Genomic DNA, 12722 nt, shown 5'->3' with positions numbered 1-12722 from the left:
AGCTTTCGGAAAGTTTTTTTAGAAAATGTTCAGATCAGGTAAAATAATATCCAGGCTGTGGCAAAATCGCGGAGGTGCCGACGCAGGAATAGGGTTGAGCGGGACAGATGATATTCAATCGCTTTTTCGGAGAGATTCAGCCGCTGGGCTATTTCGCGGATGGTGAGGTTTTCAAAGCGATTCAGGATGAATATGTCACGCGTTTTCTCAGGTAATTGGGCCAGCGCGTGCTGAAGAGCTTCCGTCAACTCGTTCAGCTGCACCGCTTCACTGGTAGCCATTACGGCGGTTGGGAAGAAACGGCGGAGTTGGTCGAGGTAATGTTCTTCCTGGATATGACGACGGATGTAGTCGATCATCAGGTTTCGGAGCGAAACGCCCAGAAACGCCGGCAAATTGATCACCCGCAGCGAGTTCCGCTTTTGCCAGAGCATGACAAAAAGCTCCTGCGCCAATTCCTCGGCTACTTCCTTCCGCCGGAGTTTACGGTGGACGATAACGTACATTTTGTACCAGTAGCGGTCGTATAATTCCCGGAAAGCCTGCTCATCGTCTTGGCGGAGCAGGCTTAACAGATCGTTATCGCTGAGCGACTGGAGCGACATTTGGCGTTGGGTTTAACCACAAAAGTGCATTAAAACCTAAAATATGTCAAAATATTCTTGCCAAAATTTTATGTCACCGTTCGCCTGAATAGTTTGTATCAGACAAAAATCGGCGTTACCGGCGCAGCAGGCATCAGTTCCTTGGTTAAACCGCAACGCTCCATAAAGGCATTGGTAAATACCGCCCGCGCCGGCGCATCGAGCAGTTTCTGCCGGCTGCGCAGCCAGGTTTCAACCTTGTCCTTCCCGTACATATCCAGCACCAGCGACTCCGTCAGGTTGAAGTTGATCTTACCCCAGTGCAGCGTATACGGTATCCGGAGGGCTTCGAGCCGGTTCCAGAGCCGTTGCAGAAACTCGTTGGTCACCTTAGCCTGTACGCCGTCCAGTTCCATCACGCAGGTTACAGGGAAGCGGGTAAAGCCCAGCGTTGCGGGCGTGCCTTTCACAAACCGCGTCCCAAGTACCCCCGGAAAGGCAATCTGCTGATTCAGCTTCACAATCTCCTCCAGCACCCTCGGCGAGTCATGGCTATCTACGCCAATAGCCGCACTAAACGCTTTACCCCGAATGTTGGTGCTCCCAAAAACCTCACTAATGGTACCGGCCGTGCCGTTGGTATCCTCAAAGGCCAGCGGGTAAAGCTGATTGACCAGTTTGGGAATATGCTTCAGTGCTAAGCGTCCCATCTTGTCCAGCACCGTCTGAACTAAACCCAAAGTATCGTCGCCATACGTAAAGCCCTCCGGTTTTGGCTGTGGTCGGGGGTAATTGGACCGGTACGGGATTTTGTAGCGCACCTGCACATAAGCTCCCCGGCCGGCATCGGCACCGGTCGGATCAAACTGGTGGGGATTAACAATAACGCCCAGGTGGTAAGGCTCTTTAGTAGGATCGTTGATCGGCAGCGGCAGCCACGGCAGCAAACCTGTCAGGTCCTGGTCGGTCATCACGCTTCGGAGCGCATCAGTATACGGTACATGCTGCGTGCTGTAGTCCTCCAGCAAAAACAGGTTTTCGATCTCAATCATGACGCCGTGAATAAAGCCGAAGCTGCCGAAACTGACCAGCGCCGAGTTAAACAGATCATCGCTGCGGTGCACCTCCGTCACGCCCAGCCAGTCGGTAAACTCGGGCGCGGCTACCGGATACGATGCCCGCTCCAGCCACAGGTGCCGGTCGGGTCCGGTAACGAGATGCAGCCCGACTACCGCGTCGTGTACGGCTCCGAACCGGTACGCTCCCCCGTGCGTACCCGTCGACAGGGCTCCCGCCATGGTCTGCGCATTGCTGGCCCCCGACGCCCGAATCGACTTGCCGGCCGGCTCCAGAATGCCTTCGAGGCCAATAATGCTCATGCCGCACTCGGTAAAATACAGATTACCGGACGATTTGCCGGCCGCCCGGTAAGCCGGGGCGACAAACGAGTCCCGCAACGCAAACGACTGCCGCAGCGACAGCGTATCCACCAGGCCCCCATCGGCAACGGCCACCTCAGAAAATGACCAGCCTTTGCCCAGGGCGCGCATCCGGAGGTTGTTGTCGATGGCGTACTGGATCAGCCACTGGAAATTAGCGGTCGTCTGCCGGTACTGTGCCTGCGGGCTCGACAGGTTAGGAATCCGCAGCTTAAAGGAAGCGTTTGGTTTCAGCGGCCTGGTAAAATTCTCGTGGCCGTTGGTCCAGCTCGGCATGGGCTTCTGTTCGAGTCCGTTGGGGAGTGTCATAGCTGTAGGAAGAAAAAGAGTACGGAAAAAAGCGGTTATCGGGTGACCAGGGTATCGGGCCGGGGCGTATAGGGCGTACAGCACCACTCCACCCGCTGTTTGTTGACAATACCCAGCGTAACGGCCGACAACAGAAAATAGCCCAGGGTAGCTTTTACCGTCACGCTGTTGAGGTGGTTCGATCGCGGATCGCAGGCGGGCGTCAGATCGACCGGCTGCTTCAGGCCCCAGAAGTACGAGGTAACTACCCGGTGGGAGGTGGGGTCATTGGCAGGCGTATCACAATCGGCCGTTGAGACAATCCGGGTCGTCATGCAGCCGGTCAGCAGCCAGCCGGCTAAGGCGAATAAGGGCAGCCCCCGCTGAGGGATTGGTAAACGGTGCTGCCGGAACGGAGCAGTGGCGGGATACATGGGTGGTAAGGGTTTGTTTCTCAGTGAATTTATGCATAAAAACCGAGTACATCCACCGGCAATTTAGCCAACGGCAATACCGATTCTACCACTTGAACCAGGGGTACGCATCCGACCCGTATCAGGGTGATTAAACAGCACTACCCCAATTTTTCTCCGTATCTTTGCGGCATGATTACCGAACCGAAACAACAAACGACCGATACACAACTGCTTCCTGTGATGGAGGCCTTTTATACCCTCCAGGGTGAAGGGGCGCATACCGGCAAAGCAGCCTACTTTATCCGGCTGGGGGGCTGCGATGTGGGCTGCCACTGGTGCGATGTGAAAGAATCCTGGGATGCCGACGCCCACCCAAAGTATACCCTCGATACCATTGTCGACGGTGCCCTGCAATACCCTGGTCGTATGGCTGTGATTACCGGTGGGGAGCCCCTCATGCACGACCTCACCAGGCTGACATCTGCGCTGCAAACCGCCGGTTTCCGGACTAATATCGAAACATCCGGCGTGTACCCGGTTACCGGTGCCTGGGACTGGATCTGTTTCTCGCCCAAGAAGTTCAAACAGCCCAACCCCGACATTTTCGGCAAAGCCGATGAACTGAAGGTGATTATCTACAACAAAAGCGATTTTGCCTTTGCCGAATCATTTGCGCCCTACCTGCGTCCCGATTGCCGGCTTTTTCTGCAACCCGAATGGAGCCGCTCAAACGAAATGTTACCGCTCATCGTTGAATACGTAAAAGGTAATCCGCAATGGCAGATTTCGTTGCAAACGCACAAATACATGGATATTCCGTAGCGAAGGGGAACAGGAAGTGGCGATTGATCCGGCTATTTCTCATCTGCTTTGCGTTCTCCCTGCTTTCCCCCGCCTACGCCCAAACCAAAAAGGCGCAGGACTTATACAACCAGGCCATCAGGCTTTTTGGTGAACGGAGGGCCAACGAGGCTATTCCGTTTATGCAGGAGGCCATCAAAGCAGACCCAACCTTCACCGATGCCCACCTGAAACTGGGGCAGCTATACGAGTTTACCCGCCGGCCCGAAATGGCCCTGGCCGCCTACCGGGAGGCAATCCGGCAGCAACCCGATAAGCCCGCTACGGCAGCCGCGTATCAGTCGGCCAGTAGTATCCTGCTGCGTCAGGGGCACTATGCCGACGCCATTCCGTACCTTGAACGATTCGCTACGTTTTTTGCTCCGCAGTCGGCGCAGGGGCAGCGCATTCAACGGCAACTGGAGAGCGCCCGCTTCGGGCAGGAGGCCGTTCGTAATCCGCAGCCTGTAACGCCCCGACCTTTGTCGGAATCTCTGCAAACAACGCCTTCGCAGTACTTTCCGGTGCTGACCGCCGATGAGCAGACGCTGGTTTATACGGCCCTGAAACCGGAAGGCGATGAAGACCTGATGATCGCCGGCATGAAAGGTGAAGTCTGGAGCCCACCGGTTTCGCTCTCGGACCAGATCAATACGCCCGAAAATGAAGGTACGCCCAGCCTGTCGGCAGATGGCCGGATGCTGGTCTTTACCGCCTGCCAGGGACGCCGGGGCTTTGGTAGCTGCGATCTGTACATCAGCCGGAAAACCGGTGATACCTGGTCGGAGCCGCAGAACCTGGGGCCGGCCATCAATACCCGCTATTGGGAGTCGCAGCCCTCTTTATCGGCCGATGGCCGGCGGCTTTACTTTGTGTCTGACCGCCCGGGTGGGCAGGGCCGGCGCGACATCTGGCGGAGCGATCTGGATGCAAGCGGCAACTGGCAGGAACCCGTCAACCTGGGAGCGCCGGTAAACACGCCCTATAACGAAGCGTCACCCTTCATTCACGCCAACGGCCGGACGCTGTTCTTTGCCTCCGACGGGCATGTCGGCCTGGGGGGCTACGATCTGTTTGTGGCTGATAGTCTGGCCAGAGGCTGGTCGACGCCGACAAATCTGGGTTACCCCATCAACAATGCCGACGACCAGGCTGCACTCTTTGTAGCTGCCAGTGGCACCCGTGCCTATTACTCGTTTGAAGAGCAGAAAGAAGGGGGCTCCCAAAAGTCCCGGTTGTATGTATTCGATCTGCCCGAATCGCTGCGGGAACGGGTCAAACCCGTCAGTTACCTAAAAGGTATCATCGCCGACGCCCGTACGAAAAAGCCGTTAACGGCCACCATCGAACTGATCGATCTCAGCACCAATCAGGTAGTAACGCGGGTATCATCTGATGAGCAGACGGGCCAATACACCGCTGTGCTGCCAAGCGGGGGCGAGTATGCGCTATATGTGACCGTGCCCGGCTACCTGTTCAAAAGCCTGTCGTTCGACTTTACCCAGCGAACCAAAGGTGAGGGCATGTCGCTGAGCGTACCGCTGGAGCCGATTGCGTCAGGTAAAGGCTCAACGGCGAAAGAAACATTGAATAATATCTTCTTTGAATCCGGCCGATTTGAACTGGAGAGCAAGTCGAAAACGGAGCTTGACCGGCTGGCGGCTTTTCTGAAAACCAACCCCACGGTAAAGGTTGAAATTTCCGGACATACCGATGACCAGGGTAGTGCCGCCACCAACCTGGAGCTATCCAAAAAACGCGCCCAGTCGGTAGTCGACTTCCTGACCAGAGCCGGTATCGAACCCGCCCGTATCCAGGCAACCGGCTACGGCGAAACGCGCCCGCTCGTGCCCAACACCAGCGACGAAAATCGCCGGCTGAACCGCCGGATCGAGTGGCGGGTGTTGTAAGGTTTCTATTCAGAATTCCTTAAAATCTCTATGCTGAATGGGGTAATTCGGCTTGGTTCGTTGGGGAATTTTTTTCAACTTTGCAATTGTTGTCCTGATACAGGCCACAGCGGCCAACTTTTCACTTGAATCAGCAGTTACTGCTTTAACCAGGTGGAAGTTTTTCAGACGACAACCTCACCGAACAGCAATGACATCCGAACACGTTAAGTGCCTGATTATCGGCTCTGGTCCTGCCGGCTACACGGCAGCTATATATGCTTCACGGGCTGGCCTGAAGCCCGTCCTGTATCAGGGTGCACAACCCGGTGGTCAGTTAACCATTACCACCGAAGTTGATAATTTTCCCGGTTACCCGCAAGGGGTGCAGGGTCCGCAGATGATGCAGGACCTGGAAACGCAGGCCCGCCGGTTTGGTACCGACGTTCGTTACGGGGTAGTAACCGATGTAACGTTCTCAGAGAATCCCAGCCTGGAAAAACCGCACAAAGCCATTGTTGATGAGCAGCACGAAATCACGGCCGATACGGTGATTATCTCAACAGGTGCTGCGGCCAAATGGCTCGGCCTGCCGTCGGAAATGCGGCTCAACGGCCGGGGCGTATCTGCCTGCGCCGTGTGTGATGGTTTCTTCTTCCGGGGTCAGGATGTAGCCATTGTCGGTGCCGGTGATACGGCCGCCGAAGAAGCGAGCTACCTGGCCAACCTTTGCCGTAAAGTGTATATGCTGGTTCGGCGGGGCGAAATGCGGGCTTCCAAGATTATGCAGCAACGGGTAAAATCCTTACCGAATGTAGAGATTCTCTGGCATACCGAGACCCTTGAGGTATTGGGTGAAGAGGAAGTAACCGGCGTACGGGTTCGCAATACCGAAGCGGGCACCGAACAAATACTCGACGTAACCGGCTTTTTTGTAGCCATCGGGCACAAGCCGAATACCGATATATTTAAAAGCTACCTCGACATGGATGAGAGTGGCTATATCCTGACCGAAAAAGGAAGTACCCGCACCAATATACCCGGCGTCTTTGCCTGCGGAGACGCCCAGGATAATGTTTATCGTCAGGCCGTCACGGCAGCCGGTACCGGCTGTATGGCAGCCCTTGACGCTGAACGTTACTTGGCCGTGCTCGAAGTGGCACATATGCAGGAACAGTACGTTCACTAACCAAACCACCCCGGGGTTCAGTGAGCAACCAGCGATAAGCAGTTGGCAACCCATTATGCGCTGCCAGTTGCCTGTTGCTCTTTGTTTGCTGTGCTCCGGTTTTTAGTGTAAGATGAGAAAATCGGCTGTAAAATGGCTACTGGCCATTTGCTGCCTGTGCTTTACCGTAACTGTACAGGCTCAGGAGCGTGGGAAATTTAAAAAAGACCTGCGCATTACCCCCAAAAACACGCCAAAGTCTGAGCCCTCCAGACCGGCGGTTTCCCAACAGGAGGAAGTATTTGAAACGGAAACCACTAATCTGCGTTTCAATAACCAGTTCGAGCCCAAAAAAGAGCTGAACCCGGTCGTCAGCGAAGACACCAGCATGATCGATCAGGGTGAAACCAGCGTTGTCGAGGTTATTGACTCGGTGCTGGTCGGCTCAGAATGGGTGAAGATCGCCGGCTATTACGCGATCTGGGATTCCCGCCACATTGACCCCTACAATATCGACCCACTCGATTTCGACGAGGTGATCAACATCAAACTGTATGATCCCCCCGCTAACCGGTTCTGGTCGGCCCCGCTCAACAAGGGCGAACTCACGTCGGGCTTCGGTTTCCGCTGGGGCCGATGGCATACCGGTGCCGATCTTGATCTGGATACCGGCGACCCGGTGTACGCGGCTTTCGACGGCTTGGTGCGGGTAGTCGGCTTCGACGGTGGTGGTTACGGCCGCTACGTGCTGGTGCGGCACTACAACGGTCTGGAAACGCTGTACGCCCACTTATCGAAGCAGCTGGTAGAGACCGGACAATTGGTGAAAGCCGGTGACCAGATTGGCCTGGGCGGCAGCACCGGCCGCAGCACGGGCCCTCACCTGCACTACGAAGTGCGCTACGAAGGCAACCCCTTCAGCCCACTAAATATCTATACTTTCCCGGCCAATACCATTAATTCCGATCAATTCCTGCTGACAGCCCAGGTCTGGGATTACCTGCGCAACGGCCGGCCGTCGGATGCGGCCAGCATTAAGCCGCGCTTCAAAAGAACGGTGCTGCACAAAGTTCGCTCCGGCGAAACACTCTCCAGCATTGCCAGCCGGTACGGGTTATCGGTGAGCTCCCTGGCCCACAAAAATCACATCAGCACCCGCTCGAAGATCCGGCCGGGGCAGAAGTTGAGGGTGAATTGAAATTCGTTTAACGTTTGAGGTTTAAAGTTTAAGGTTGGCTTCGCCTAATTTCACGTTAAACCTTAAACTTTAAACCTCAAACGTCAAACGATCAAGGAAATTTCGGGAACTGTTGGAAATCGGGTTTGCGCTTTTCCAGGAATGCGTTTTTGCCTTCCTTAGCTTCTTCAGACAGGTAGTACAGAAGGGTAGCATCACCGGCGAGTTGCTGAATGCCGGCCTGCCCGTCGAGTTCGGCGTTGAAGGCGGCTTTGAGCATCCGCAGCGCAATAGGGCTTTTCTCCAGCATCTTCCGGCACCACTCAATGGTGGTGTCCTCCAACTGATCGAGCGGAACAACTTTGTTCACCAGTCCCATATCCAGGGCTTCTTTAGCATCGTACTGATCGCAAAGGAACCAGATTTCGCGGGCCTTTTTCTGTCCCACGATTCGGGCCAGGTATGAGGCTCCAAAGCCACCGTCGAAGCTGCCTACCTTCGGGCCGGTCTGTCCGAAACGGGCATTATCGGCGGCAATGGTCAGGTCACAGACAACGTGCAGCACGTGGCCGCCACCGATAGCCCAGCCCGCCACCATCGCCACTACCGGCTTGGAAATTCGCCGGATCTGCATCTGCAGGTCGAGTACGTTCAGCCGCGGCACCTGGTCTTCGCCCACGTAGCCGCCGTGGCCCCGCACCGACTGATCGCCCCCGCTACAGAACGCCCGGCCACCTTCGCCGGTGAGGATCACCACGCCCACGCGCTGATCCTGCCGGGCCAGTTCCATAGCCTCGCTCATTTCCTTGACCGTCAACGGCGTAAATGCATTATGCTTCTCGGGGCGGTTAATACTGATTTTTGCGATACCGTCGTAGTACTGAAACAGAATCTCGCGGTATTCCTTAATGGTTTCCCAGGGGTATTTGGTTTGCATAAGTGTAAAAGCGAAAGAGTGAACGAGTGAACGAGTGTTACGTGGCCGTGCCAAACACTCGTTCACTCGTTCGCTTTTTCACCATTGTTAAACTCTGAATAATTGGTTTCGTGATACGTAACATCCCAGGTGTGATCGGCCATCATGCGGACGGTGGCGACGCAGCGCTCGAACGGGAAAACGCGACCCCACTCGCTGGGACCGATTATCGATAGCACATCGGTACCGTTTTTGCGCTGGTAGAGGTGGTAGGTATGGCCAACGATCGGTTCAAAGTTCATTTGAGCACTGTAAATACGCTCCGACACCTCAACGCGGTTACGGATGGCGGTAGCCTGCTCCGCCAGCAGTTGCATCTGCCGGTAGAGCTGGGCGAGTTGCAGGTCGGTTTGCTCCCGCATGGCCGTTACAGCCCGGCCTTTTATTTTACCTTTGTCTTCCGGCTTGATGATTGCCCCGCCTACCGAGTGGGCGTACGCTAACAGCCCAGGCGCATCGGTAACTTTATCGGCCGCAATCGGATTATAAAACTCAGATTCTTCCATACGTTTGCATAACAGACAGTCAAAGGGCTTTGTTCTGTCACCTGTCGGGCAAAGTTAACTAGTAGTTTGGTTCATTGGTTAATTAGCTGACAGGTTCGTTGGCTTCCTGGTTAAGTGGTTGAGTAGTTCATTGGTTAATTGGTTCGCTGGTTAACTGGTTCAGAAAGGACTATCCCGCCTGCTTAACCCCATTTATCCAATGAACCAATAAACCAATGAACCAATGAACCAATGAACCAAACAACCAACCACGAGGCAGCGCTGGCGTTTTGCCAGGCATGGCGGAGTGGGCAGGACCTGTTTACGCTGCAGACATCGGGCTCAACCGGTACGCCAAAGCCGATTCAGTTGAGCCGGCAGCAGATGATTGCCAGCGCCCGGCTGACGGGGCAAACGCTCGGCCTGGTACCGGGCGATGCGGCTCTGGTTTGCCTGAATGTGCGCTATATCGCCGGCGTCATGATGCTGGTGCGTGGCCTGGAACTGGAACTATCAATGACAATTGTGGAGCCGTCGGCCAACCCGCTCGCCGATTTTGATTTGGAGCAAACCCAATTTGCCTTTACCGCGCTGGTGCCGCTGCAACTGCAAACCATGCTGGAGCAGGCACCAGAGAAGTTACCCATCCTGAACCGAATGAAGGCGATTCTGGTGGGGGGAGCCGCTACCAGCCCGGCGCTGGAGCAAGCCTTACAGCAAATCTCAGCGCCGGTTTACGCCACCTACGGCATGACTGAGACCGTGTCGCATATCGCGCTCCGGCGGCTGAACGGGCCCGAAGCAACCGATTACTTCACAGCCCTTGAGGGGGTACAGATTGGCTCCGATGAGCGCGGCTGCCTGCACATTACCGCTGCCGCCGGCAACAACCATCTCGTGCAGACGAATGATGTAGTGGAGATGCTGGACAACCGCCGGTTTCGGTTGCTGGGCCGGGCCGACAGTATCATCAACAGCGGGGGCGTAAAAATTCAGCCGGAGCCGGTAGAACGGGCATTACAGGCCTTACTTAGCCAATGGAGACTTACCCCCCGGTTATTTGTGGCAGGCCTACCAGATGAGCGGCTCGGGCTGCGGCTGGTAGCTTTTCTTGAAAAGGAAGAAATTACTGCCGCTCAGCAACAATCGGTAAAAGAACATATTACCAAACACTTGGGCCCTTATTCCGTACCGAAACAATTTATCACCGTTCCGGCGTTTAGAGAAACACCAACCGGCAAGATCGACCGGCTTTCAACCATCCGTCAACTGTCCATGCAGTCGTAATGTCTATACAGAAGTTACAAATCCGCTACCAGACGGCCCTGATTACCCCGGCCCCGTTTGCCCATTTCTATACCCTAAGTGCCCGCTCGGCATTTAAAGAGTACCTGCATACTGATTTTTCCATTACCTATCCCGACCGCGACGACCTGGACGAAGACGATATTACCGGCGAGGGTTTCACCCTGGAGGATGATTTTACCTGGTCGGGGCGGTTATCGAAAGCATGGCTGCAGACGGTCGAAGGGCTGGTTAGCAAAACAGCCCTGGAGCCGTTTGATGAGGAAGAACTCCCGGACAACGAAGACTTTTTTGAAGTAAGCCTGGAGACTGCCGACGGTCAGACCCGCAAAGGCACTCCCGCCGACCGCGATGCCTGGACGTATCTGGTGCAGGAACTCATCCAGGCCATATACGAAGCCGGTGGAAAAGAACGGGCGTTTGAGCTGACGTACCTCAACCGGCAGAGAAACGAAGAAACCGAACTGAAACTCACCGCTTCGTTTGCCGAACGGACCCTTAAAACCGAATCGATGCAGAACCGGCGTACCCGCTCCAGGTCCATTCCCTGGAGCGAGTTACAATCGATTATGGGTGCAATTTATGAAGTGGAGTATGATCCGGAAGAAGCTCTCTACGAACGCCCCGACCGAAATGGTCATTACCTGAACCTGGGCGGAGATGAATGGTACGATATTGGTAACCAGCCCAGCCTCCAGCAGTTATTTACTCGCCTGGGATAACGGTTGGCTGCCGGCGCTCGACGGGTTCAAACGTCCAGCCGCTGACGGGCTCGTCGTCCTGCCGGATATACAGAGCCGCGCCGATGGCCGTCGCCTGCGGCAACTGGGAACGAAAAACCTGCTTGTTAGGGAACCGGTCGGCCAGCAGTTGCATAAAAATAGGGTTACGGGCAAAACCACCGTCGACGTACAGAACCGGCACCCCGTTATCAATTAGCTGAATGGACACGGTCAGCATATCTGCCAAACCGGCCAGCAGGTGATGGTAGGCCTCCTCCGGAGAAGCGTATACGGTCAGATCCCACTCCCCGGCAGCTTGATCGGGGAATGGCCCGGTACCGGTCATACAGGCCGGCACAAAACTGCTTTTGCCGGCTGGGAGCAGGTCAGGCTGGTAGGCCACCTGGCGGAAATACGCCGGTTTTAGCTGAAAATGCCCAGCCATGCGGGCTACCTGATGGTCGTGTTCCTTCCCCATCAGTAGTCGCGCCGAACGGATGGTGATACCGCCAACGGTCAGGAATGACAGACAATCGCGCTGAAGCTGCTCTTCTGTTAAAGATTCGGTCTGGAACGGATTCAGCGATATACACCAGGTGCCGGTCGACAGCACCATAAACGGCCCCTGGCACCGCGCCAGATACGCCATAATCACCGAGGAGCTGTCGTGCAATCCCCCACCGACCGGTACGGTTGCACGGCTAGTCGTTTTCGCATAACCCGCTACCGGCTGCCCCACAATGGGCGCCAGTTTCTGGTCGATTCCCTCGGCCATGACCCAGTCGTGGTAGCGATTTTTCTCAAAATCCCAGAGCGCGGTATGGCAACCAATGGAGGTAAAATCGCTGGTAAATTCCCCACAGAGCAGATAAGCAATGTATTGGGGCAGGTGCAGCGACCAGCGGGTTCGCTGGTACACTTCGGGCCGGGCGTACTTCAGCCAATAGATTTGCAATCCGGAATTCAACATGCCCAGGGGGGGCGAGTTTGTCTGGCGGGCAACGGTCATTACATCGCCGTAGGTACCGTAGAACTGGTCGGCCAATGCTGCCGGGAAGGGCTTCAGGTACGAATAGAGGGGAGCCACCGGATCACCCTGCGCATCGACATGGACCAGACTGGCCCCGTAGGCCGCTACGTTGACGGCCCGGATCTGAATATCCGTCCGGCGGGATAACACGTCCCATTGGTCGCGCACCCAACGGCTCAGCAGCGCCAGGTCATCGCAGGGCACCCCGTCTTCGTCCGTAATTTCGGGCAGGGTCTCGCTGATCTCTTCCACGGCCCGATATTGGTCGTCGAACAGCAACAGCTTTTTATTGGTCCGGCCAATGTCAAATATAGCAGTGACGTTCATAGTCTGAGTCGTTTGAGGTTTGAGGTTTACCGTTTAAGGTTGCTTCGCTTGTTCTAACCTTAAACGGTAAACCTCA

At 55.5% G+C, this 12722-nt stretch carries 12 protein-coding genes; 6 read left to right on the top strand and 6 right to left on the bottom strand.

Annotated elements, in window-relative coordinates:
* Positions 1-29: 29 nt before the first annotated feature.
* The 3 genes from ABD931_RS01455 to ABD931_RS01445 all read right to left on the bottom strand — a co-directional run bounded on the left by ABD931_RS01455 (position 30) and on the right by ABD931_RS01445 (position 2745).
* On the bottom strand, positions 30-605 hold the full coding sequence (locus ABD931_RS01455; protein WP_345263204.1) for an RNA polymerase sigma factor: 576 nt from the start codon (positions 603-605) through the stop codon (positions 30-32).
* Positions 606-703: 98 nt separating this feature from the next.
* Entirely contained in the window at positions 704-2332 is a 1629-nt protein-coding gene (locus ABD931_RS01450; protein ID WP_345263202.1) for an FAD-binding protein, read from the bottom strand.
* 35 nt (positions 2333-2367) lie between these two features.
* The gene (locus ABD931_RS01445) at positions 2368-2745 is read right to left on the bottom strand and encodes a hypothetical protein (RefSeq protein ID WP_345263200.1); all 378 of its coding nucleotides are present in this window, start codon (positions 2743-2745) and stop codon (positions 2368-2370) included.
* 171 nt (positions 2746-2916) lie between these two features.
* Here ABD931_RS01445 and ABD931_RS01440 point away from each other — a divergent pair, with 171 nt between their 5' ends.
* From ABD931_RS01440 to ABD931_RS01425, 4 genes are all read left to right on the top strand, one after another.
* Positions 2917-3549, top strand: coding sequence for a 7-carboxy-7-deazaguanine synthase QueE (locus tag ABD931_RS01440; RefSeq protein ID WP_345263198.1), 633 nt, complete (start codon positions 2917-2919; stop codon positions 3547-3549).
* Between the two features lie 23 nt (positions 3550-3572).
* Positions 3573-5477 carry an OmpA family protein gene (locus ABD931_RS01435; protein ID WP_440590437.1) on the top strand — a complete coding sequence of 635 codons (1905 nt, stop codon included), beginning with the start codon at positions 3573-3575 and terminating at the stop codon, positions 5475-5477.
* Positions 5478-5667: 190 nt separating this feature from the next.
* Entirely contained in the window at positions 5668-6645 is a 978-nt protein-coding gene (gene trxB, locus ABD931_RS01430; protein ID WP_345263194.1) for a thioredoxin-disulfide reductase, read from the top strand.
* 112 nt (positions 6646-6757) lie between these two features.
* Complete coding sequence (locus ABD931_RS01425) at positions 6758-7822, top strand: peptidoglycan DD-metalloendopeptidase family protein (protein WP_345263192.1); 1065 nt, start codon at positions 6758-6760, stop codon at positions 7820-7822.
* Between the two features lie 91 nt (positions 7823-7913).
* Here the strand turns inward: ABD931_RS01425 and menB are convergent, their stop codons facing one another.
* Both menB and ABD931_RS01415 read right to left on the bottom strand, forming a co-directional pair.
* On the bottom strand, positions 7914-8738 hold the full coding sequence (gene menB / locus ABD931_RS01420) for a 1,4-dihydroxy-2-naphthoyl-CoA synthase (RefSeq protein ID WP_345263190.1): 825 nt from the start codon (positions 8736-8738) through the stop codon (positions 7914-7916).
* A 62-nt stretch (positions 8739-8800) separates the two neighbouring features.
* Entirely contained in the window at positions 8801-9283 is a 483-nt protein-coding gene (locus ABD931_RS01415; protein WP_345263188.1) for a DUF2452 domain-containing protein, read from the bottom strand.
* Positions 9284-9514: 231 nt separating this feature from the next.
* Here ABD931_RS01415 and ABD931_RS01410 point away from each other — a divergent pair, with 231 nt between their 5' ends.
* Entirely contained in the window at positions 9515-10549 is a 1035-nt protein-coding gene (locus ABD931_RS01410) for an AMP-binding protein (protein ID WP_345263186.1), read from the top strand.
* Positions 10549-11289 carry a hypothetical protein gene (locus tag ABD931_RS01405; RefSeq protein WP_345263184.1) on the top strand — a complete coding sequence of 247 codons (741 nt, stop codon included), beginning with the start codon at positions 10549-10551 and terminating at the stop codon, positions 11287-11289. The genes ABD931_RS01410 and ABD931_RS01405 overlap by 1 nt, the downstream gene beginning before the upstream one ends.
* On the opposite strand, the gene ABD931_RS01400 is transcribed toward ABD931_RS01405, so the two are convergent.
* Positions 11273-12646 carry an FGGY-family carbohydrate kinase gene (locus ABD931_RS01400; RefSeq protein WP_345263182.1) on the bottom strand — a complete coding sequence of 458 codons (1374 nt, stop codon included), beginning with the start codon at positions 12644-12646 and terminating at the stop codon, positions 11273-11275. The genes ABD931_RS01405 and ABD931_RS01400 overlap by 17 nt on opposite strands.
* Positions 12647-12722 lie beyond the last annotated feature (76 nt).

The organism is Nibrella viscosa (genome assembly GCF_039541875.1).
Classification (GTDB): Bacteria; Bacteroidota; Bacteroidia; order Cytophagales; family Spirosomataceae; genus Nibrella; species Nibrella viscosa.
The sequence above is the reverse complement of the archived record's forward strand: the minus strand, read 5'-3'. Positions and strand labels throughout refer to the sequence as shown.